This window comes from Cypionkella sp., from assembly GCF_036782355.1.
Lineage (GTDB): Bacteria > Pseudomonadota > Alphaproteobacteria > Rhodobacterales > Rhodobacteraceae > Cypionkella.
This window is the reverse complement of record NZ_DAIPZF010000039.1, coordinates 1-20,875: the sequence shown is the minus strand read 5'-3', so window position 1 is coordinate 20,875 and position 20,875 is coordinate 1. Positions and strand designations below refer to the sequence as shown.

20 protein-coding genes are annotated in these 20,875 nt (G+C 60.4%); 13 read left to right on the top strand and 7 right to left on the bottom strand.

From position 1 onward, the window contains the following. The first annotated feature begins 25 nt into the window (after window positions 1–25). From V7Q10_RS13275 to V7Q10_RS13255, 5 genes are all read left to right on the top strand, one after another. On the top strand, window positions 26–739 hold the full coding sequence (locus tag V7Q10_RS13275; RefSeq protein ID WP_333869593.1) for a TerB family tellurite resistance protein: 714 nt from the start codon (window positions 26–28) through the stop codon (window positions 737–739). Next, window positions 739–1,770 (top strand): endonuclease/exonuclease/phosphatase family protein, encoded by a 1,032-nt coding sequence (locus V7Q10_RS13270; protein WP_333869592.1) that lies wholly within the window; start codon window positions 739–741, stop codon window positions 1,768–1,770. Before V7Q10_RS13275 ends, V7Q10_RS13270 begins: the two co-directional genes overlap by 1 nt. Before the next feature lie 76 nt (window positions 1,771–1,846). Beyond that, window positions 1,847–3,127, top strand: a complete 1,281-nt coding sequence (locus V7Q10_RS13265; protein WP_333869591.1) for a lipoprotein-releasing ABC transporter permease subunit — start codon at window positions 1,847–1,849, stop codon at window positions 3,125–3,127. Beyond that, a complete protein-coding gene (locus V7Q10_RS13260) occupies window positions 3,120–3,803 on the top strand; it encodes an ABC transporter ATP-binding protein (protein WP_333869590.1) in 684 nt (227 codons plus the stop codon). The genes V7Q10_RS13265 and V7Q10_RS13260 overlap by 8 nt, the downstream gene beginning before the upstream one ends. Window positions 3,804–3,866: 63 nt before the next feature. Beyond that, complete coding sequence (locus V7Q10_RS13255) at window positions 3,867–4,274, top strand: c-type cytochrome (RefSeq protein ID WP_333869589.1); 408 nt, start codon at window positions 3,867–3,869, stop codon at window positions 4,272–4,274. Here the strand turns inward: V7Q10_RS13255 and V7Q10_RS13250 are convergent, their stop codons facing one another. Both V7Q10_RS13250 and V7Q10_RS13245 read right to left on the bottom strand, forming a co-directional pair. Further along, complete coding sequence (locus V7Q10_RS13250) at window positions 4,275–5,507, bottom strand: aminopeptidase (protein ID WP_333869588.1); 1,233 nt, start codon at window positions 5,505–5,507, stop codon at window positions 4,275–4,277. It abuts the gene before it with no gap. Between the two features lie 40 nt (window positions 5,508–5,547). Next, entirely contained in the window at window positions 5,548–6,813 is a 1,266-nt protein-coding gene (locus V7Q10_RS13245; protein WP_333869587.1) for a D-amino acid dehydrogenase, read from the bottom strand. A 434-nt stretch (window positions 6,814–7,247) separates the two neighbouring features. Here V7Q10_RS13245 and V7Q10_RS13240 point away from each other — a divergent pair, with 434 nt between their 5' ends. The 4 genes from V7Q10_RS13240 to V7Q10_RS13225 all read left to right on the top strand — a co-directional run bounded on the left by V7Q10_RS13240 (window position 7,248) and on the right by V7Q10_RS13225 (window position 11,406). Continuing rightward, complete coding sequence (locus tag V7Q10_RS13240; protein ID WP_333869586.1) at window positions 7,248–8,372, top strand: extracellular solute-binding protein; 1,125 nt, start codon at window positions 7,248–7,250, stop codon at window positions 8,370–8,372. Window positions 8,373–8,520: 148 nt separating this feature from the next. Beyond that, window positions 8,521–9,603: an ABC transporter ATP-binding protein gene (locus tag V7Q10_RS13235; RefSeq protein ID WP_333869585.1), complete on the top strand. Its 1,083-nt coding sequence runs from the start codon at window positions 8,521–8,523 to the stop codon at window positions 9,601–9,603. 3 nt (window positions 9,604–9,606) lie between these two features. After that, window positions 9,607–10,530 carry an ABC transporter permease gene (locus tag V7Q10_RS13230; protein WP_333869584.1) on the top strand — a complete coding sequence of 308 codons (924 nt, stop codon included), beginning with the start codon at window positions 9,607–9,609 and terminating at the stop codon, window positions 10,528–10,530. 9 nt (window positions 10,531–10,539) lie between these two features. Next, window positions 10,540–11,406 carry an ABC transporter permease gene (locus tag V7Q10_RS13225; protein WP_333869583.1) on the top strand — a complete coding sequence of 289 codons (867 nt, stop codon included), beginning with the start codon at window positions 10,540–10,542 and terminating at the stop codon, window positions 11,404–11,406. A gap of 39 nt (window positions 11,407–11,445) precedes the next feature. Here the strand turns inward: V7Q10_RS13225 and V7Q10_RS13220 are convergent, their stop codons facing one another. Beyond that, window positions 11,446–12,666, bottom strand: coding sequence for an acyl-CoA dehydrogenase (locus V7Q10_RS13220; protein ID WP_333869582.1), 1,221 nt, complete (start codon window positions 12,664–12,666; stop codon window positions 11,446–11,448). Window positions 12,667–12,741: 75 nt separating this feature from the next. Here V7Q10_RS13220 and V7Q10_RS13215 point away from each other — a divergent pair, with 75 nt between their 5' ends. Together V7Q10_RS13215 and V7Q10_RS13210 are read left to right on the top strand one after the other, a co-directional pair. Then, entirely contained in the window at window positions 12,742–13,641 is a 900-nt protein-coding gene (locus tag V7Q10_RS13215; RefSeq protein ID WP_333869581.1) for a LysR substrate-binding domain-containing protein, read from the top strand. 56 nt (window positions 13,642–13,697) lie between these two features. Continuing rightward, window positions 13,698–15,083 carry an NAD(P)/FAD-dependent oxidoreductase gene (locus tag V7Q10_RS13210; RefSeq protein WP_333869580.1) on the top strand — a complete coding sequence of 462 codons (1,386 nt, stop codon included), beginning with the start codon at window positions 13,698–13,700 and terminating at the stop codon, window positions 15,081–15,083. A gap of 18 nt (window positions 15,084–15,101) precedes the next feature. Here the strand turns inward: V7Q10_RS13210 and yghX are convergent, their stop codons facing one another. After that, on the bottom strand, window positions 15,102–15,989 hold the full coding sequence (gene yghX / locus V7Q10_RS13205) for a YghX family hydrolase (protein WP_333869579.1): 888 nt from the start codon (window positions 15,987–15,989) through the stop codon (window positions 15,102–15,104). Window positions 15,990–16,310: 321 nt separating this feature from the next. On the opposite strand from yghX, the gene nrdR reads away from it, so the two are divergent. Beyond that, window positions 16,311–16,778 carry a transcriptional regulator NrdR gene (nrdR, locus tag V7Q10_RS13200; RefSeq protein WP_333869578.1) on the top strand — a complete coding sequence of 156 codons (468 nt, stop codon included), beginning with the start codon at window positions 16,311–16,313 and terminating at the stop codon, window positions 16,776–16,778. A gap of 46 nt (window positions 16,779–16,824) precedes the next feature. Here nrdR and V7Q10_RS13195 read toward each other — a convergent pair whose 3' ends face one another. The 3 genes from V7Q10_RS13195 to V7Q10_RS13185 all read right to left on the bottom strand — a co-directional run bounded on the left by V7Q10_RS13195 (window position 16,825) and on the right by V7Q10_RS13185 (window position 19,837). Continuing rightward, the gene (locus tag V7Q10_RS13195) at window positions 16,825–17,253 is read right to left on the bottom strand and encodes a VOC family protein (RefSeq protein WP_333869577.1); all 429 of its coding nucleotides are present in this window, start codon (window positions 17,251–17,253) and stop codon (window positions 16,825–16,827) included. Between the two features lie 64 nt (window positions 17,254–17,317). Next, window positions 17,318–18,676: a surface lipoprotein assembly modifier gene (locus V7Q10_RS13190; RefSeq protein ID WP_333869576.1), complete on the bottom strand. Its 1,359-nt coding sequence runs from the start codon at window positions 18,674–18,676 to the stop codon at window positions 17,318–17,320. Window positions 18,677–18,685: 9 nt separating this feature from the next. Continuing rightward, window positions 18,686–19,837, bottom strand: coding sequence for a hypothetical protein (locus V7Q10_RS13185; RefSeq protein ID WP_333869575.1), 1,152 nt, complete (start codon window positions 19,835–19,837; stop codon window positions 18,686–18,688). A gap of 226 nt (window positions 19,838–20,063) precedes the next feature. Here V7Q10_RS13185 and thyX point away from each other — a divergent pair. Next, window positions 20,064–20,875: FAD-dependent thymidylate synthase (gene thyX, locus V7Q10_RS13180; RefSeq protein ID WP_333869574.1), on the top strand; the 812-nt coding region annotated here is incomplete at its 3' end.

The window sequence follows — 20,875 nt, the reverse complement described above, 5'->3', positions numbered from 1 at the left end:
TGCGGGCTGGGCTATCCTGCGCCCCATGTCGATCTGGATCCGCATCTCCGAAGCCCTTGCCGCCCTTGCTTCGGGCGAGGGGTTGGCGGCTGTGTTTGACCGGCTGCTGAATGCGCCCAATGCCGAACGCTCGGTCGGCTTTACCATCGGGGTGATCGCGCTTTCGGCGAAAATGGCCAAGGCCGACGGGCAGGTGACGCGTGACGAGGTCGCCACCTTTCGCCAGATCTTTCAGATTGATCCGACCGAAGAGGCCAATGCCGCGCGGGTTTACAACCTTGCGCGCCAAGATGTGGCAGGCTTTGACGCCTATGCGCGCAAGATTGCGGCGCTGTTTAACAGCACCGGCGCGGCCCTTTGCGCCGATGACCGCAATGTGCTGATTGATATTCTGGAAGGTCTGTTTCAGATCGCCATGGCGGATGGGCGCTATCATCCGGCCGAAGACGCCTTTCTGGCCGAGGTGTCGCGGATCTTTGGGCTGGACGAGCGCTGTTTTCGCGTGCTGCGCGGCCGCTTTGTCGAAGGCGCGCCGCGCGATCCCTTTGACGTGCTGGGCCTGCCTGCCGATGCCGATCTGGCCGCCGCGCGGGCGGCATGGCGGCAAGCGGTCAAGGAAAGCCACCCCGACCGCATGATCGCGCGCGGTGTGCCCGCCGAAGCTGTGAAACTGGCCGAGCGTCGGCTGATCGCCATCAACGCCGCCTGGCAGGAAATCCAGTCGCGCGTGGCGGCCTGATGCGGCTGGCCAGCTATAACGTCGCTTGGTTCAATGCGCTGTTTGATGACGCGGGGCGGATGCTGGCGGATCACGAATTGTCGTCGCGCTACAAGGTGACGCGGGCGGAACAGCTGGCGGCTTTGGGTGTGGTTTTTGCCGCCCTGAACGCCGATGCGGTGATGGTGATCGAAGCGCCTGACAGCAATGGCAAACGCAGCACCGCCACCGCGCTTGAAGGCTTTGCCGCAGCCTATCAGCTGCGCGCACGCCGCGCGATGATTGGCTATGCCTCTGAAACCGAACAGGAAATCGCCTTTCTGTATGACCCTGATGTGCTAAAGGCTCACCACGACCCACAGGGCGATCCCGCCCCCAGTCACGGCGCCCCCGGCGCGCCGCGCTTTGACAGCCAGTTGCGGCTGGATCTGAACGGCGATGGCGAGGAAGAGCTGATCCGGTTTTCCAAACCCCCGCTCGAGCTTGCCGTGACCACCGCCACAGGGGCTTTGCTGCGCCTGATCGGCGTACATGCCAAATCCAAAGCCCCGCATGGCGCGGGGTCAGAGCGCGAATTCACCCGCATTTCGATCGAGAACCGCCGCAAGCAATTGGCCGAATGTCTGTGGCTGCGCGCGCGCATCGACCGCCAGCTTGAGGCGGGCGACAGTCTGATTGTGATGGGCGATTTCAACGATGGTCCGGGGCTTGATGAATATGAAAAGCTGTTTGGCCGCTCGGGGATCGAGATTGTGCTGGGCCACAACCGCCCCGCAAATGCACGGCTTTACGACCCCCACGCCAGCCTTGCGCTGACCCAAAGCCTTGGGCTGATGCCAACCACCGCGCGGTTTTACCAGCCGCAAAAGCGGCATTACTTTGAAGCGCTGCTGGATTTCATCATGCTTTCGCCCGATCTGGTGGCCAAAGCGCCCGACTGGCGGATCTGGCATCCGTTCAACGATCCGGCTGTCAGCCAATTTCCTGAACTGAGTGCGGCGCTGCTGACCGCCTCTGACCACTTTCCTGTTACCCTTGATATTCAGCTTTAGCCCAAGCGTCACAGAAGCGTTTCTTGACGCAAGGCGATGAAACGGGCAGTTTGCCCGAAAATGAAAGAGCAGCACCTTGGCAACGACCAAACCCTTTTCCCGCTTTGAATTCTTAATCGCTTGGCGCTATCTGCGCGCAAAACGTGCCGAAGGCGGCGTGTCGGTGATGACATGGATCAGCCTGATCGGCATCACTCTGGCGGTTTTTGCGCTGATTGCCACTTTGGCGGTGCGCTCGGGCTTTCGGGCGGAATTTGTCGATACCATTCTGGGCTCGAACGCCCATGTCACGGTCTATTCGGCGGGGCGGGTCAATGCAGATGGCCAATCGGTCAAGGGCTTTGCCGATTACGAAACCATCGCGCAAAATATTGCCGCCATTGCGGGGGTAAAAAACGCAGCCCCTGTGATCCGGGGGCAGGTGATGCTGACCACGGGCCAAAGCACCACTGGGGCCGAGGTTTACGGGATCACGCTGCAAGATCTAAAGGCGATCCCGCGTGTGGGGATCGGTGCCGATGCCTATGGCAATATCGAGGATTTTGCCACGGGTGTGGCGATTGGCTCGGGCATTGCGCGCAGCCTTGGCGTGACGGTGGGCGACCGCATTCGGGTGGTGGCGCCATCGGGGGTGAAAACCGCCTTTGGCGCCTCGCCGCGGGTTAATGCCTATAGCGTGGCTTATGTGTTTACCGCCGGACCTGATGTCGACAAGACCCGGCTTTACATGCCCTTTGCCGAAGCGCAGTCGTTTTTCAACCGCGAAGGCTTTGCCGACGAGATCGACGTCATGGTGCGCGACCCCGAGGCGATCGACGATTACGCCATCCCGCTGATGCAGGCGGGCGGGCCGGATGCCTTATTGTGGACATGGCGCGACAGCGCGGGCGGGTTTTTGCGCGCGCTGGATATGGAGGACAATGTGATGTTCATCATCATGTCGATCCTTGTGCTGATTGCGGCGATGAACATCGTCTCGGGCCTGATTATGCTGGTGAAAAACAAGGGGCGCGACATTGGGATTTTGCGCACCATGGGGCTGTCTGAAGGCTCGATCCTGCGGATCTTTTTCATCTGTGGCGCCTTTACCGGCGTGGTTGGCACTGCGATGGGGGTGATCTTGGGCTGTCTGTTTGCGATCTATATCGACCCGATCTATGCCTTTGTGAACTATCTGGCGGGGGGCGGGGTTTGGGATCCTGATTTACGCCACATCTATGCCTTGCCCGCCAAGCTGCAATGGCGCGATGTGCTTTCAGCGGTCTCGCTGTCACTTGGATTGTCGTTTATTGTCACCATTTTCCCAGCCCGCCGTGCGGCGCGGATGAACCCGGTCGAGGCGCTGCGCTATGAATAACTTTGCGCTTGAACTGGCCGAGATCGAGAAATCCTACAACCTTGGCAAGCCCTCGCAGGTCAGCGTGCTGTCGGGTGCCACGCTCGAGGTGAAGGTGGGCGAGATCGTCGCGCTTGTCGCGCCTTCGGGGGCAGGCAAGTCGACGCTGCTGCATATCGCAGGGTTACTGGATACGCCCGATCAAGGTTCGGTGGCTTTGGGCGGTATGAATATGATCGGCCTGTCAGATCGCGCACGCACCCAAGCGCGGCGCAGCGATGTTGGCTTTATCTATCAGTTTCACCACCTGCTGCCAGAATTTACCGCGCTGGAAAACATCGTCATTCCACAGCTTGCCAATGGCGTGCCAGAGGTCAAGGCCACTGCCCATGCGATGGAGCTGCTCGATCATGTCGGTGTCGCAGACCGCGCCAGCCACCGCCCCGCAGCCCTGTCAGGCGGCCAACAGCAACGCGTCGCCTTTTGCCGCGCGCTTGCCAATCGGCCCAAGCTGTTGCTGGCAGACGAGCCCACCGGCAACCTTGACCCCGAAACCTCGGAGCAGGTCTTTGCGGCGCTGATGGCTTTGGTGCGCGACACCGGCCTTGCGGCGCTGATTGCGACGCATAACCTGGACCTAGCCGCCCGTATGGACCGCACTGTGCGTCTGGATAAGGGCCGTATCGCCTGCCTGTGATCTGGATCAAGGTATCAGTGGCGCAATCGCGCGATGCTTTTCATTTGGTCTAAGGAGAATTCCATGCGTGTTGTGATGATCGCTGCCGCCTTGATGCTTGGCGCTTGCGTGCCTGCGCCCGCGCCGGTCACCGAGGCCAATGCCACGCCGCAAATGGATTTTGCCGACTATTGTGCGGGCTGCCATGGCGCAGGTGGCAAGGGCGACGGGGCCGCCGCCGCAGGGCTTGCCAAAAAGCCCGCCGATCTGACCACGCTTTCGGCGCGCAACCAGGGCAGCTTTCCCACCACCCGCGTGATGGCGCAGATCTGGGGCTATACCGGCAAAAAGGGCGACGGGGTGATGCCCGATTTCTCGCCCTTGATGGCGGGGGCTATGGTGCCTTTTGACGGCGGCGATGGCATTCAGACGCCAACGCCGATCCGTCTGGTGGCCTTGGCAGAATATCTGCAAAGCCTTCAGGTCAAATAATCAGGCCCATTCGCCGCGGCGGAACACCGGGGTTTTGCTGCCATCGGCTGCAACCCCGTCAATATCAACCTGACCCGAGCCGATCATCCAATCAACGTGGATGATGCTGGAATTGCCGCCCTGCGCTGTCACCTGTTCGGGCGTCAAATCCGCGCCACCGACAAAGCATTTCGAATAGCATTGCCCCAGCGCGATATGGCAGGCGGCGTTTTCATCGAAAAGCGTGTTGTAAAACAACAGCCCCGAGGCCGAGATCGGCGAGCCATGCGGCACCAGCGCCACCTCGCCCAAGCGGCGCGCGCCCTCGTCGCTGTCGATCAGCTTTTGCAGCACGGCCTCGCCCTTGCTGGCATGCGCCTCGACAATGCGGCCGGCTTCAAAGCGCACGGCAATGTTTTCGATCAGGCTGCCTTGATGCGCCAGCGGTTTGGTCGCGGCCACGGTGCCTTCGACGCGCAGCGCGTGCGGGGTGGTGAACACCTCTTCCGAGGGGATATTCGGGTTGCAGGTGACGCCATTCTTGGCAGGCGAGGCGCCGCCCATCCATTCGTGGCCGTCCGCCAGCCCCACCGTCAAATCGGTGCCGGGGCCGCTAAAATGCAAAGCGGCAAAGCGCTGATCGTTCAACCACTTGCGCCGCGCCAAAAGCGCTGCGTTATGCGCGCCCCAAGCCGCCACCGGGTCGGGGGTGTTGATGCGCGAGGCTTCAAAGATCGCCTCGGCAAGCTTTGTCACCGCCGCCTCGACGCTTAGATCGGGGAACATCTGCCGCGCCCAAGCCTCGCCCGGATAGGCGCAGATTGACCAGTTCACTGCAAAATTGGTGATCGCTGTCATCGCAGGCTTGGCCGCCATCGCATTGGCCTTGCCAAGCTGCGCCACCTTGGCGGGGTCTTGACCTGCAAGCAGCATCGGATTGTCGCCCGCAATCGCCATCCGCGCGGCATTTGCGGCAAAGCCTTCGGCCATGCCGTTGTAAAGCCAGTTCGGGGCGCGGTCAAAGCTTGCCTCGGATCCATGCGCGAACTTTGCCAGCGTGATCGCCTCATCTGCAAAGATCGGCGTCACCACGCCTGCGCCGGCGCGGTAGGCCGCCGCTGCCACCAAGCGCACCAAGGGCAGGGCCGCCATCGGCGCGGTCAAGATCAGATCCTGCCCCGGTTGCAGGTTCAGACCAACCCGAACCGCCACCTCTGCCAGTTTCGCCAGCTTGTCTTGATCTATCGCGCTCATCTTTGGCCTCCTGATTTGGCCGCAGCATAGCCCGATGCGATCAGGCCGCAATCCCCTGATAGCGGCGATAGCCCAGATCGCCGCTTTCAATTTCAGCTGCGCGCCCCGAGATCAGATCGGCCAGCAGCCGCCCCGAGCCTGCCGCCATCGTCCAGCCCAAAGTGCCGTGGCCGGTGTTCAAAAACAGATTGTCCACCGGCGAGCGGCCGACAATCGGCGTGCCATCGGGGGTCATCGGGCGCAGACCGCACCAGAACTCGGCCCGGCTTTGATCGCCCGCGCCGCCAAACAGATCTTCGACCGAATGCACCAAAGTCGCCTTGCGCCGCGGGCTTAGCGTCATGTCAAAGCCTGCGATTTCGGCCATGCCACCGACGCGAATGCGGCTGCCAAGACGGGTGATCGCGATCTTATAGGTCTCATCCATGATGGTTGATTCGGGCGCGCGGCTGGCATCGATGATCGGCACGGTGATCGAATAGCCCTTAACCGGATAGATCGGCAGTTTGATCCCCAAGGGCCGCGCCATCAGCGGCGAATAGCTGCCCATCGCCAGCACAAAGGCATCCCCCGCGATCCGCCCCGCCGAGGTTTGCACCGCCACCACCCGCCCCATCGCGGTTTCCAGATGCTTCATCGTCACGCCATAGCGAAACACCACCCCCGCCGCTGCCGCCATCTGCGCCAGACTGTTGGTGAATTTAAAGCAATCGCCGGTCTCGTCGCCGGGCAGGCGCAGACCGCCCGCGATCTTGTCGCGCTTGGGCGCCAAAGCCGGTTCGGCGCGGATGCAGCCTGCGGCGTCCAAAACCTCAAACGGCACGCCATCGGCCTGCAAGACCTTGATATCTTTGGCCGCTGCATCGACCTGCGCTTGGGTGCGGAACAGCTGCAAGGTGCCTTGCGTGCGTTCATCGTAAGAAATGCCGGTGTCGCGGCGCAGGTCTATCAGGCAATCGCGGCTGTATTCGGCCAGCCGCACCATGCGCGATTTGTTGCGGCCATAGGCGCTGGCGGTGCAATTCATCAGCATCCGACCGACCCAAGCCACCTTGGCCAGATCGGGGCGCGGCTGGATGATCAGCGGCGCGTGACGCATCAGCAGCCACTTGGCGGCCTTGGCCGGAATGCCGGGGGCGGCCCAAGGGCTGGCATAGCCGGGGCTGATCTCGCCTGCATTGGCAAAAGAGGTTTCCAGCGCCGGGGCCGGTTGGCGGTCGATCACCGTCACCGCATGCCCTGATAGAGCCAGATAGTAGGCCGTTGTAGTGCCAATAACGCCCGCGCCCAGAACCACAACCTTCATTCGCATCCCCTGCCTTTGAAATCTATCTGGGCAAACATAACAGGATTGCGTGAAAGGACTTGGCAAAGAGCTGAAAGCGGCAATGAAAAGTTAGAATATTCTTCGCTAAATACAATAAATAGAAGTGCTATATTCTGATGATGATTATTTTCGCACAATATTACACGACTATTGCGCTTTCGCACTCTGCCTATAAAAAACGCCGCGATGCTGCCAATTTAGGCCCCCTATGCGGGGGCAACATCGCCCTGCCGTAAGGTTAATAACAATTGTTGACAGATTGCCCCTTCACCAGCGTAATCTTGCTTCAGAAACGGGGGAAATGGCTGCGGTTTCATCTTGTGAGGCGCAGAAACCACTCCGGCTCTGTCAACAGAGATGCCCTCAAGAGCATCCGATCTCCGTATCCACGGACCAACAGTAGGGAGACTTTCGTGACCACAAAATCCACACTTAATCGTCGCTCGTTCCTGAAAAACACCGCCGCTGGCGCGGGCGCACTTGCTGCCCCTGCGCTGATCTCTTCTAAGGCGCTTGCCTCTTCGGGCGAGCTGAACTTTGTCGGCTGGGCGGGCTATGACAATTTCAAATCCACCGTGTTTCCGGCCTTCGAGGCCGCGACCGGCATCAAGGTGAACTTCAAAGAGCTGCCCGATCAGGAAACCATGTTCGGCGAGGCCAAAGTTGCGCTGGAAGCTGGCGGCGTCGATATGATCGAGCCGACCATTGACCGCGTGGGCGCATGGAATTCGAACGGCATTCTTGCCGCTTGGGATCCGGCAAAGCTTGCCATGGACAACTATCTGCCAGGTCTGGCGGATGGTGCGGCAGGCGAGCGGTCGCGCAAAGACGGCGCACTTTTGTATGTGCCATCGAACTGGGGCACCGAGTCGCTGGTCTATAACAAGGACGAGGCCAAACTGGGCGAGCCTGCTTCGCTGGGCGCTTTGTTCAGCACCGATAACCAAGTCACCCTGCGGCCGCATTCGGCTCTGGCTGCCATGGGCCGTTGGTTGGATGCCACCGGCAAGCTGCCGCGTCCTTGGATGGACAGCTATTCCGACATGGGGGCTATGGTCGAGCTGTGGGACATAGCACTGGCCGAGGCGATCAAGGCCAAGGGCAATGTCGTGCAGTGGTGGTCGGGTGAAAACGAGGCCAATGCAGGCTTTACTGCCAATGGTGCGACCGTGGGCCTGTGCTGGGATTCGACCGGCTTTAACCTGCGCAATGATGGCTATGGCTATGCCGCCCCAGTTGAAGGCGCCTTTGCATGGCATCAGGGCTTTGTGCTGATGAAGAACGCCAAGAACATCGACCAGGCGCACGAACTTGCGAAATGGACCTCGACCGCCGAGGGGGCGGCGATGTGGGCAACCGCCTTCTCGTCCAACCCCGTTGGCAAGGGCGCTGCCGATATGATGGATCCGGATGTTTCGGCCTATTACAACGGCACCTTCAACGACGACGCCCTGTCCAAGCTGTGGTGGTGGCCAGATCAATCGGCCGAATTCCTGTCCAAGCGGGCCGAATACGCCGATAAATACAAGGCAGCCTAAGGGTTTGCGCTGAAAGAAACGCCGGGGCCCTATGGTCTCGGCGTTTGTTTTTCTGGACCAAGCATCACGCATAAACTGGCACTATGACAGCCAGAAAATAACGGGCCGAATGGCCTTATAATACGACCAACAGGGGGTTAGGCGGTCTATGAGCGCTGGGATTGATCTTGAAAATGTCTGCTGCGATTTCGGAAGTTTTCGCGCCGTTGATACCGCAAATGTCTCGATAGAACCCGGAGAGTTCTTCTCGTTTCTTGGCCCCTCGGGCTGTGGCAAAACCACGATCCTGCGGATGATTTCCGGCTTTATCGAGCCGACGCATGGCCAGATCCGTATCGGCGGCATGGATATGAAGGGCCAACGCCCCAACCAGCGCCCCACCGCGTTGATCTTTCAAAACCTTGCGCTGTTTCCGCTGATGCCGATCTGGGAGAACATCTCTTTCGGGCTGGAAGTGCGCGGTGTGGATAAGGCGGCGCGGCGCAAGCGGGCGCAAGAGCTGTTGGATATGGTCGATCTGCCCGATGCCGCCGACAAGATGGTCAGCCAGCTGTCGGGCGGGCAAAAACAGCGCGTGGCGATTGCGCGGGCTTTGGCGGTGGAACCCAAGGTCATGCTGCTGGACGAGCCGCTTTCGGCGCTGGACCTCAAACTGCGCCAACATATGCGGGCCGAGCTGCGCGCCATTCAAAAGCGCACCGGCGTCACCTTTATCTATATCACGCATGATCAAGGCGAAGCCTTGGCGATGTCGGACCGTGTCGGCGTGATGAGCCAAGGCCGCATCCAGCAAATCGCCACCCCGCGCGATATCTACAACAACCCCGTCAACGGCTTTGTCGCCGGATTTGTCGGCGAAAACAACGTCTTTACCGGATCGGTCGTGGCCCCAAGTGCTGGCATGGCGGGCTTTGACACCGGCCTTGGCCGTCTGACCGCGCGGCTGGGCGATGGCGCTTTGGGCGAGGGCATCAAGCTTTATGTCCGCCCCGAGCACACCATCCTGACCGAGACCGAGGGGGCGGAAAACTCGGTTCCCGTCACCGTCAGCGAGGTTTCTTTTGAGGGCGCCTTTATCGCGGTGCATGCCAAGGCCGCCAATGGCCAAACCCTGGTGGCCGAGGTGCGCAATGATGGTGCTGCCACCGTGCCCGCGATTGGCGCCAAACGCTTTGCCAGCTTTAACGCTGCCCATGCCGCGATCTTGCCTGACGCAAATACAAGGGGCTGACAGATGGGCGATATGTTTCGACGCTATGGCCGCGTAGCCACGCTGATCATCTGCCTGCTGACGGCGTTTTGGCTAGCGATGCTGGTGGTCCTGCCCAATATCACCCTGCTGGAAAGCTCGTTCAGGCCCTTGCTGCCGGTGACAGAAATTGGCGGGCCTGCCGATCAATACACCTTGGCCAATTATATTAAGGTGTTCAACGGATCCATCGACACCACGCTGATGGGCATTCCTGTCAATATTCCGGTGCATGTGCTGACGTTTTCGCTCACCATTTTCTATTCGCTTTTGGTGACGATCCTGTGCTTTTTGCTGACCTATCCGCTGGCTTATTACATGGCGAAAATCCTGAACCCACGCAGCCTGCCGACGATCTTTTTGCTGCTTTGTGTGCCGCTGTTGGTGTCAGAGGTGCTGCGCGCCTTTGCTTGGTGGATCATCCTTGCGCTGAAAGGCCCGCTTTCGACGCTGCTGGTGACGCTGCATGTGATCGACAAGCCGGTGCGCTGGATTTCGGGCTATAACGGCGTGATGATCGGGCTGGTCTATACCTATGTGCTGTTCATGATCTTTCCGGTCTATAACGCGATGTCCTCGCTGGACAGCAACCAGATCGAGGCCGCCGAAGACCTTGGCAGCCCGTGGTGGCGCACGCATCTGCGCATCGTGCTGCCGCATTGCAAACCGGGGATCGCTTCGGGGTCGGTGATGGTCTTTATGCTCTCGGCAGGCTCGCTTTTGGTGCCGACGATCCTTGGCTCGACCACCTCGCAATGGTTCACTCAGACCATTCAGCAATGGATGTTTGACGCGCTGGATTGGAACACTGCCGCCGCCTATGCCTTTTTGCTGCTGTTGATGTGCACGCTTTTCGTCAGTCTGGTGATGAAGCTGTTCCGCGTCAAACTGTCCGACATTGCGAAATAGGAGGGCAAGATGTATCAATTTCGCCAAACACTTGCCCGCGTCTATGCCTTTGTCTTCATCCTTTACCTGCTGATCCCGCTGGGGATCATGGGGGCGGCGGCGTTCAACGACAACAAGACCCCCTCGATTGTGCCGTGGAAGGGCGTGACCGGCAAATGGTTCGACGCGCTTTTCGCCGATGAAACCATGTGGCTGGCGTTTCGCAACACGCTGGTGGTCGCGGTGGCGGTCAGCCTGCTGGCGATTTTGGTTGGCACGGCGGCGGCTATCTTGATCAATTCGATCTCGGGGCGGCTGCGCACCACGCTTTACGGGCTGATGATCTCGACCCTGCTGATCCCCGGCGCGGTGATCGGGATTTCCACCATGATCATGTGGACCAAAATCGGCAATGGCATCCATTCCGACTTTATTCTGTTCAAGCCGGGGCTGCATCTGTCGGTGCTTGGGCAGGTCAGCTATATCGCGGCCATGGTGATGCTTTTGGTGCTGGCGCGGTTGCAAAGCTTTGACGAAGGGCTGGAAGAGGCGGCGCTGGATCTGGGGGCAAGCCATGCGCAGGTGATGCGCCGGATTCTGCTGCCCTATCTTTACCCCGCGATCGGGGCAGGCGGCGCGGTGGCGTTCTTCCAGTCGATCGAGAATTACAACGTCACCCAATTCACCCGCGGCGGGGCGAATACGTTGACGGTCTATGTGTTCTCGAAGGTGCGCTCGGGCATCACGCCAACGATCAACGCGCTGGCGCTGATGCTGATGATCGCCACGCTTGCGCTGGCGATTGGCTTTGAGATCAACCGGCGTCGCAAGGCGCGGATCGAAGACGCGCGCCAAGCCGAAGCCCGCCGCGCAACCGCCCTTGAAGAGGCGTTTTAAGCATTAGGGGTGCGCAGGCCCTGCGCACCCCCAAAGCGTTTAGAAAAACGCCTGCACACCCGTGATCGCGCGACCCAAGATCAGCGCATGCACGTCATGCGTGCCCTCATAGGTGTTGACGGTTTCCAGATTGACCATATGCCGCATGATCTGGAAGTCTTCCGAAATGCCGTTACCGCCGTGCATATCCCGCGCCATCCGCGCCGCATCCAGCGCCTTGCCGCAGTTGTTGCGCTTGATGATCGAGATCATCTCGGGGGCCGCATTGGCCTGATCCATCAGCCGGCCCACCTGCAGAGACGCCTGCAAGCCCAGCGAAATCTCGGTCATCATATTGGCGAGTTTCAGCTGATAAAGCTGGGTGCCGGCAAGCGGTTTGTTGAACTGTTTGCGGTCCAGCCCGTATTGCCGCGCGGCCTGCATGCAGAATTCCGCCGCCCCCAAGACCCCCCAAGAGATGCCATAGCGCGCGCGGTTCAGACAGCCAAATGGGCCTTTCAGCCCCTCGACATGCGGCAAAAGCGCGTCTTCGCCAACCTCGACGCCTGCCATCACGATCTCGCCGGTGATGCTGGCGCGCAACGACAGCTTGCCGCCGATCTTGGGCGCTGACAGCCCCGCCATGCCTTTTTCCAGCACAAAGCCGCGGATCTTGCCGCCATGGGCTTCGGATTTCGCCCAGATCACAAAGACATCGGCAATCGGCGCGTTGGAAATCCACATCTTTGCGCCGGTCAAGACATAGCCATTGGCGGTTTTCTTCGCCACGGTCTTCATCCCCGCAGGGTCAGAGCCCGCATCGGGTTCGGTCAGGCCAAAACAGCCGATCCATTCACCGCTGGCCAGCTTTGGCAGATATTTCAGCCGCTGCGCCTCTGAGCCATAGGCGTAGATCGGATACATCACCAAAGACGATTGCACCGACATCATCGAGCGATAGCCCGAATCCACCCGTTCGACCTCGCGCGCGATCAGGCCATAGGCGACATAAGACGCGCCAAGCCCGCCGTAAGCCTCGGGGATCGTGGTGCCCAATAGCCCCATTTCGCCCATTTCGCGGAAAATCGCGGGGTCGGTGGATTCCTCGCGATAGGCCGCAATCACCCGAGGTTGCAGCTTTTCTTGGGCGTAGGCGCGTGCGCCGTCGCGCAGCATGCGTTCTTCTTCGGTCAGCTGATCATCCAGCCGGAACGGGTCTTGCCAATCAAAGCGGCCCAGATCGGGGGCGTCTTTGGCCTTTAGGGTGGGGCGATCGGTCATGCGGAACCTCCATAAGATTTGCGCCCTTATTGCATATATATGCCAAATCCCCTAACGAGGGCTTCACATCAAATCATGAGGAAAACTCATATGATTTCGCGCCGCTATCTGCCCTCGATGCCCTCGCTTTTGGCGCTGGAGGCGGTGGATCGCACCGGCTCGGCCTCGGCGGCTGCGGCCGAGTTGAATCTGACCCAAGGCGCCATTTCGCGGCAATTGCAGGCCTTTGAGGCGCAGATTGGTGTGGCGCTGATCCAACGCGAAAACCACCGGTTGCGGCTGACCCCTGCGGCGCAAGACTATTGCCGCGAGATCCGCCGCGCCTTGCAAGCGCTGTCGCAGGCTTCGCTGACGCTGCGGGCAAATCCTGAAGGCGGGGCGTTGAATCTGGCAATTCTGCCTGCCTTTGGCATGCATTGGCTGGCGCCACGGCTGGCCGATTTCGCCGCCCGCCACCCCGAGGTGACGGTGAACCTGTCAACCCGCCTGCGCCCGTTTGACTTTGCCAACTCGCATTTCGACGCGGCAATCCATTATGGGCGGCAAGATTGGCCGGGGGCGGCCTATTTGCCGCTGCTGCAAGAGGATCTGATCGCGGTGGCATCGCCTGCGCTGCTGAAGGCACCCTTGCAGCGCGCTGATGATATAATCTCATATCCCTTGCTGCAATTGGAAAGCCGCACGGGGGATTGGGGCCGCTGGCTGGCGCATCACGGCCAGCCGCATCAGCGCCCTGCTGCGATGTTGTTTGACCAATTCGCCACCATGACCCAAGCCGCCATCCATGGGCTGGGGGCCGCCCTGATCCCACGGTTCTTGATTGAACCCGACCTTGCCTCGGGCCGGTTGGTGCCTGCCTTTGGCCCTGCGATACAATCCTTGGGCAGCTATTACCTTGTCTGGCCAAAAGACCGCCCCGAGCGCAGCCCGCTGACCTCGTTTCGCAGCTGGCTGGGCGGGCAAATCGCCGTCTAATCCCGCTTGCAAAGCGCTGCCCTGCGCGCCAGCATGCAGCCAGAACGGAGGCCCCCATGCAGCCCACCACCCTTGGCGATGTGTCGTTTTGGTATGCCGATATCGGTCTGCCGCAAAGCCGGCGTCCGGCGCTGCGGGCCGATGCGCAGGTCGATGTGGCGATTATTGGCGCGGGCTATACCGGGCTTTGGACCGCCTATTATCTGAAAAAGGCGCAGCCCGATCTGCGGGTGGCGATTGTCGAGAAAGACTTTGCGGGCTTTGGCGCTTCGGGGCGCAATGGCGGCTGGTGCATGGGCACCTTTGCTTGGAACCACGAGGCCTATGCGCGCGCAACCTCTCGCGCTGCGGTGTTGCAGATGGTGCAAGAGTTAGAGGCGACGGTGGCCGAGATTGCCCGCGTCTGTCAGGCCGAGGGCATCGACGCCGATATGCTGCCCACCGAAGAGATGATGGTTGCCACCAATCCTGCGCAACTGGCGCGGATGAAGGCCGAGATCGCGCATCGCAGCCATTGGGGCGATGGCCACCGCATCCGCGAGCTGACGCAGGCCGAGGTCGCCCAACGCATCAGCCTGCCCAATGCGCTCGGGGCGATGGTGGTGTCTGGCATGGCGCGGATCCAGCCTGCAAAGCTGGTGCGCGGCTTGGCGCTGGCGGTCGAGCGGTTGGGAGTGACGATCTATGAGGACAGCGCGGCGCTGTCTTATGACGCGGGCGAAATCGTCACCGCGCATGGCCGCCTGATGGCGCCGATCATCCTGCGCTGCACCGAAGGCTTTACCGCCGCAATCGCCGCGCATAAACGCGATTGGCTGCCGCTGAACTCGGCCCAGATTGCCACCGTGCCGCTGCCGCCCGAGGTTTGGGCGCAGATCGGGTGGCAGGGGCACGAGCTGATCGGCGATATGAACAACGCTTATTGCTATTGCCAGCGCACGCGCGAGGGGCGCATCACGGTGGGCGCGCGTGGGGTGCCCTATAAATTCGGCTCTAAGATTGACCGCGACGGCAGGCCGGATGCCGAGACCGTTCGGCGGCTGACGGCGGTGCTGCGCCAGCATTTCCCCGCCGCTGCCGATTACGGCATTGATCACGCTTGGTGCGGGGTGATTGGGGTGCCGCGCGACTGGTGCGCGACGGTGGGGCTTGACCCTGCCACCGGGCTTGGTTGGGCGGGGGGCTATGTTGGGGTGGGGGTGTCGACCTCTAACCTTGCGGGGCAAACCTTGGCCGATCTGGCGCTGGGCAAGACCACGCGGCGCACGGGCTTGCCTTGGGTGAACCGCCGCGTGCGGCAATGGGAGCCTGAACCCCTGCGCTGGCTGGGCGTGCATCTGATGTATCGACTGCTGCATATCGCCGATGCGCGCGAAGCCCGGCTTGGCATTGCGCCCTCGCGCTTTGCGGCTTTTGGCAATTGGCTGACGGGGCGGCATTAACCGCCCCTGCCGATGTTGCTAGGCCAGATTGGCCTTAAAGAACGCAATCGTGCGGCCCCAAGCCAAGTCCGCCGCCGCCTCGTCATAGCGCGGGGTGGAATCGTTGTGAAAGCCGTGATTGACGCCTTCGTAGATATAGGCCTCATATTGCGTGCCTGCGGCGTTGAGTGCCGCCTCATAGTCAGGCCAGCCCGCGTTCACCCGTTCGTCCAAAGCGGCGTAATGGATCAGCAGCGGCGCTTTGATCTTGGCGACATCGGCGGCCTCGGGTTGGCGGCCATAAAACGGCACCGCCCCGCCCAGATCGGGAAAGGCCACGGCCGCCGCATTGGCCACACCGCCGCCATAGCAAAATCCGGTGATGCCGACGCGGCCAGTGCTGGCCTCATGGGTCTTCATCCAGTCGATGGCGGCAAAAAAGTCGTTCATCAGCTTGACCGGATCGACCTTGGATTGCAGCTCGCGGCCGGCGTCGTCATTGCCGGGATAGCCGCCAAGCGAGGTCAGCCCGTCGGGGGCAAGCGCCACAAAGCCCGCCTTGGCCACCCGCCGCGCCACATCCTCGATATAGGGGTTCAGCCCGCGGTTTTCATGCACCACCACCACGGCGGGCACTTTGCCTTCCGCCTTGGCAGGGCGCACCAAATAGCCGCGCACCTCGCCATGACCATCGGGCGAGGGGTAGGTGACATAATCGGCAACAATATCAGGGTCGGTAAAGGACACCTGTTCAGCCAGCGCGTAATTGGGCTTCATCATCGCCAAAACGGCCGTGGCGGTCAGCCCGCCCAAAGTAAAGCGGCCGGCTTTTTCCAAAAATTCACGCTTTGAAATTTTGCCATGCGCATAGAAATCATAAAGTTCGAGCAGGTCTGGGCTAAAGTCTTTCGCGGTCATGCGTGTCATCAAAGTCCTCCTTGCTAAATGAGGCACTTAGGTAGGGTCTTTGGCGCGGATTACTGCTAACAGTTTTGTGAAGATTTCTAATTGTTTTAAATTGCTTGATATTTTGTTTTAAACTGACGCGGCTGCGCCTGTCTGCCCGCAGCGTGGTGGCTGTCACCGACCTGCGACCTGAGTCCTCTTCGCAACACCTATGCCGCTATATGCAGTATCTGCATTTCTGCTCTAGGCGAGGGCTGGGGAAAAGCGCTACAGTCTGTGGATAACTCGGGGAAACACTCGGGGTCTACGAGGCAGTAACAATAACAAGCAAGGAGGGAGCCGATGCGCTGCCCATTCTGCGGTAACGTTGACACACAAGTCAAAGACAGCCGTCCAGCGGAAGACCATGTGTCGATCCGCCGCCGTCGCTTTTGCCCCGCTTGCGGTGGCCGTTTTACCACCTATGAACGCGTGCAGCTGCGCGATCTTGTGGTGGTGAAATCCTCGGGCAAGCGCGAAGATTTCGACCGCACCAAACTGGAACGCTCGATCCGCATCGCGCTGCAAAAACGCCCGATTGATCCGGACCGCATTGATCAGATGATTTCTGGTATCGTGCGGCGTCTGGAAAGCCTTGGCGATACCGATATCTCGTCGAAAATCATTGGCGAGATCGTGATGGAATCCCTCGCGCGGATCGACACGGTGGCCTATGTGCGCTTTGCCAGCGTCTATAAAAACTTCCAAGCCGCTGATGATTTCGACCGCTTTGTTTCGGAATTGCGCCCGCCCTCGGCTGCGGATGAATAAATAAAAAAGCCCCGCAAAAGCGGGGCTTTTTTTATGGGGGCAGGGCTTACCAGCTGCCGGTATTGCCCATGCTGACCCAAGGCTCGGCAGGCTCTAGCGCCTCGCCCTTTTGCAACAGCTCGATCGAGATGTTGTCGGGCGACCGCACAAAGGCCATATGGCCATCGCGCGGTGGGCGGTTGATCACCACACCATTGGCCGCCAGATGCGCACAAAGCGCATAGATATCTTCGACCTCATAGGCCAAATGCCCAAAGTGGCGCGCATCCGACGGCAGGCCCGCGTCGCCGTCCCAATTATAGGTCAGTTCGACAGGGCAATCTGGCTGGCTGGGTGGGGCCATGAAAATCAGCGTGAAACGGCCCTTTTCATTTTCATACCGCCGCGTTTCCTCCAGCCCCAATAGGCTGTAAAAGGCCATGGATTTTTCCAAATCCAAGACCCGAACCATGGTGTGCAAATAGCGAAGGCTCATCTTAATCTCCTTTTTTCTCAAACCTAGCAGCAAAAGCTGCGATGACCACCCATGGAATGCTGCGTTAAAAGCTGGATTTCAGGCTGATCCCGATTTGAGCATTGGCTGAATTGTAAAGATCGACGGTCGAGCTTGTTTGCGAGACCTCGGCATTCAGCACCGGCACAAAGCCATAGTATTCAAGCCCTTGCAGGCTTAGATCCGCCTGAATCGCGTGACTGTGGTCTTGTCGCGCGCCGGTGTGAACCCCTGCCACCCCGTAACGGCGCCACTCGGCCTCAAGCCCAAGGGTTAGGCCCAGTTTCGGCGTGATCTTGCCAAAATCATAGCCGGCGCGGGTTAAGACCCCGTCATAGGCGCGCAAAACTGCCGCAGATTGGATCTGCGATAGCTCGGCACTCAGCCAAAGCGCACGCTTTTGGGGCAAGTGGCGCTGCCAAGTCCCGCGCAACCGCTGGCCATAGCTGGTCTGACCGCTTGGGCTATAGCGCACCCGCTCAAGCCCAAAGCCCGCCGAGACAAGATCGCGCCGCCCCATCGCCCAATCGCGCTCATAGCGCAGCGTGATGTGCTGGGCATAGGCTTCACCGCCCAGAAAGCTGTGGCTCAGATTTGCCGAGGCGCTGTGTGACCCGCCGGCCGTAGCCGCAGCCCAGCGATGTGTCAGCCCCAGCCCGATCTGGGCCGTGCCATAGTCGCGCCCCCGCGCCAAAGGGGCGGCGGCTTTGGCCTGCGCCGACAGGCGGGCTTGGCGGGCGAAGAGATCAAGGTTCAGGCTGGTGCTGGCCTGCGGGCTTTGCGCCAAACGATAGGACAGGGACAGCTTTTCAGTCAGCTCGATGCCCGCAAGCGCGCGCGCTGAAGGGGCAAGCACAAACACAAAGGGCAGGCCTTCAAAGCTGGTGGTGGCCTTGGACGAGCCATTGTTGACATTGTTTGACGGTGCGGCGGCAAAGGTCAAGCGCAGGCTTAAGGGATTGATTTGGCGTAGCTTTGCATGGTCTTGCGCAGCCAAAGCGTGGGTCTGCGGGCTTGGGGCCACTTGCCCCGCCCGCCGCAACCAAAAGCCCGCAGCGCCAAGCCGGTGGTCCAGCACCTGCCCCCGCGCGGTGACAACGGCGGCGGCAAATTTCTCTGCGGGGCTGCGCGCCAACTGCCAGGCCGCCTTGCCCGCCAGCGCCGCAGATCGGCCCTGTCCCAGCGCGCTCTGCGCCTGCGACATCAAGATCAGCACCTGCGCCTCTTTGGGGCGGGCCTGCGCCAAGGCGGCCAGAACCTGCTGTGCTGCTGCGGGTTGATTGGCGGCCAAAAGCTCTTGGGCAAAGACCAAGCCCTGTTCGGGGCTTAGGTGCTGCGGCGAGGCCTGTGCAGGGTTGGCCGCGATCCAGAGTGCGGCCATCACGCCGCAGCAAGGCCGTCGCATCGGTACGCCCTAAGGCGTTGTCGGCACCTGCGTGCCGACAAACACGCCGATTTCGCGGGCGGTGTAATCTGTGCGCAGTTGCAAATCGACAAAGCTGGATGTCGTCGCTACGGCATCTGTTGGCAACGGCGGGGCCAGCAGAACACCGGGCAGGGTCTCGCCGGCGTTCAGCATGTCTTGCAGCTGCGTTTGGCTGATGCTGTCCAAGCCAGAAGCCACGCCGTTCACGCCCGCAAGCGTGTAGTTTTGCACTTGATAGCGCACCGATTGCACATCGGCCGTGCCGGTGATCACGGTATAGCCGCCAATCTGTTCGCCGCTTGTGCCGCCCAAGATGCCGCTATAGGTGCCGCTTTCCCAAGCGGTGGTATCGGGTGCGTAGCTCTCGGCGGTGCCGTTATCAAAGCTGCCCTCAGTGGTGCTAAAGCCCACTTCGGCCAAGATAACATCGGGTAGGGCGCGGCCCTGAGTGGCCGTGGTTGAGGAAAAACGGTTCAAGGCGACCGGCAACACACTAAAGACGCGGGTCCGATTAAAGATCCGACCGGCGATATCGCCCTGCACCCCAGCCTTCGGATCAAAGTCCAGAACATCGACAATCAGGCGTAGATCCCCCGTCACCAGCTCAAGGCCCGTGCGGCCATCGAACACCCGCGTGGCGGCATATTTGCCGACATAGATATATTCGCCCCCTGCGGGCAGCCGAAAGCCTGTGCGGTTCACATTGGCGCCCGAATTGCCGTAGCCCAGCCAATTTGCGCCCGCAGCCGAGGTGGCCTGCATCGCCACCGTTGAAACGAAGACCGCATAATGCGGCATTTGCCCTGTCGTCTCGGTGCTGCGGCTTTTATAGGCCTTTGCGCCATTGGCGAAGGTCAGCACATTGTCATAAATCCCCTCTGGACCGTCAAAGGGCAGGTTGTTGATGACCAGTTTATCGCTGACACTGTCATAGGTGACGGCGTTCATCGTCAGACTGCGCGCTGGGTCCCAGGCGAATTTGCTATGTGAGGAGACATTGGGGTCAAGCGATAGGCTGGGCGTTTCCGCCGCTGTTGGGGCCGTAGGTATCACTGCAACCTTTTCCGGCGCAAAGGGGCTGCCGCCGCCGCATCCAGCAAGGCCGCCCACCATTGTCAAAACCAATGCTACCCGCGCCATAAAGTCCCCTTGAATCACTTATTTTTATACGAAAGAGATAATAATATCTCTAAAGATATTTTCTTATACCTGAGCAAGATTTGCTGGAAAGTCAAAACCTTTCCCTTGTTACCCCTGTAAAGCGCTGCGCCATGGCTTGATGGCAACGCCCCGCAGCTTGTGGTTTCGTAATGCCTTTCCCCAAGATATAGTCACGGGCGACTCATACCCGCGAAAGGCCGCTCCCATGTCCCTGACCCCTGACCAGATCGCCGAAATCGAAGCCGCCCGCGCCAATCCGCGCCCGACCCTGCGCGCGGTCTCTGAAGGCATGGAGGCGCATCTTTATCGCGCGCATCAGGTGCTTGATCACGGTCTTGTCCGCGTCATCGACTATATGGGCGACGACAGCGCCATCGTTCAAGCCGCCCGCGTGTCTTACGGCGCTGGCACCAAACATGTGCAAAACGACGAAGGCCTGATCCGCTATCTGATGCGGCACTGGCATTCGACCCCGTTCGAGATGTGCGAGATCAAGCTGCACATCAAACTGCCGGTCTTTGTCGCGCGCCAGTGGATCCGCCACCGCACCGCCAACGTCAACGAATACTCCGCCCGCTACTCGATCCTCGACCGCGAGTTCTACATCCCCGAGCCCAGCCAATTGGCCGCGCAATCGGTGATCAACAACCAAGGCCGCGGCGAAGTGCTGCAAGGCGAGGAAGCCGCCCGCGTGCTGGAAATCCTGAAATCCGACGCCGCGCGCTCTTATGACAACTACGAGGCGATGCTCAGCCAAGAGGGCCAAGCAGGCCTTGCCCGCGAACTTGCCCGCATGAACCTGCCGATGAACATCTATACCCAGTGGTATTGGAAGACCGACCTGCACAACCTCTTCCACTTCCTGCGCCTGCGCGCCGATGCGCATGCGCAATACGAAATCAGGGTCTACGCCGAGCAAATGGCCCGCATCACCGCCGATTGGGTGCCCTTGGCCTATGCGGCCTTCGAGGACTACCGCATGGGCGGCGTGACCTTGAGCGGCAAGGCGATTGAGGT

Bases quoted from the DNA above. Each gene is read 5' to 3' on its own strand.
- V7Q10_RS13275 (WP_333869593.1), top strand. From the start codon at position 26: ATGTCGATCTGGATCCGCATCTCCGAAGCCCTTGCCGCCCTTGCTTCG.
- V7Q10_RS13270 (WP_333869592.1), top strand. From the start codon at position 739: ATGCGGCTGGCCAGCTATAACGTCGCTTGGTTCAATGCGCTGTTTGAT.
- V7Q10_RS13260 (WP_333869590.1), top strand. From the start codon at position 3,120: ATGAATAACTTTGCGCTTGAACTGGCCGAGATCGAGAAATCCTACAAC.
- V7Q10_RS13255 (WP_333869589.1), top strand. From the start codon at position 3,867: ATGCGTGTTGTGATGATCGCTGCCGCCTTGATGCTTGGCGCTTGCGTG.
- V7Q10_RS13250 (WP_333869588.1), bottom strand. From the start codon at position 5,507: ATGAGCGCGATAGATCAAGACAAGCTGGCGAAACTGGCAGAGGTGGCG.
- V7Q10_RS13245 (WP_333869587.1), bottom strand. From the start codon at position 6,813: ATGAAGGTTGTGGTTCTGGGCGCGGGCGTTATTGGCACTACAACGGCC.
- V7Q10_RS13235 (WP_333869585.1), top strand. From the start codon at position 8,521: ATGAGCGCTGGGATTGATCTTGAAAATGTCTGCTGCGATTTCGGAAGT.
- V7Q10_RS13230 (WP_333869584.1), top strand. From the start codon at position 9,607: ATGGGCGATATGTTTCGACGCTATGGCCGCGTAGCCACGCTGATCATC.
- V7Q10_RS13225 (WP_333869583.1), top strand. From the start codon at position 10,540: ATGTATCAATTTCGCCAAACACTTGCCCGCGTCTATGCCTTTGTCTTC.
- V7Q10_RS13220 (WP_333869582.1), bottom strand. From the start codon at position 12,666: ATGACCGATCGCCCCACCCTAAAGGCCAAAGACGCCCCCGATCTGGGC.
- V7Q10_RS13215 (WP_333869581.1), top strand. From the start codon at position 12,742: ATGAGGAAAACTCATATGATTTCGCGCCGCTATCTGCCCTCGATGCCC.
- V7Q10_RS13210 (WP_333869580.1), top strand. From the start codon at position 13,698: ATGCAGCCCACCACCCTTGGCGATGTGTCGTTTTGGTATGCCGATATC.
- yghX (WP_333869579.1), bottom strand. From the start codon at position 15,989: ATGACACGCATGACCGCGAAAGACTTTAGCCCAGACCTGCTCGAACTT.
- nrdR (WP_333869578.1), top strand. From the start codon at position 16,311: ATGCGCTGCCCATTCTGCGGTAACGTTGACACACAAGTCAAAGACAGC.
- V7Q10_RS13195 (WP_333869577.1), bottom strand. From the start codon at position 17,253: ATGAGCCTTCGCTATTTGCACACCATGGTTCGGGTCTTGGATTTGGAA.
- V7Q10_RS13190 (WP_333869576.1), bottom strand. From the start codon at position 18,676: ATGCGACGGCCTTGCTGCGGCGTGATGGCCGCACTCTGGATCGCGGCC.
- V7Q10_RS13185 (WP_333869575.1), bottom strand. From the start codon at position 19,837: ATGGCGCGGGTAGCATTGGTTTTGACAATGGTGGGCGGCCTTGCTGGA.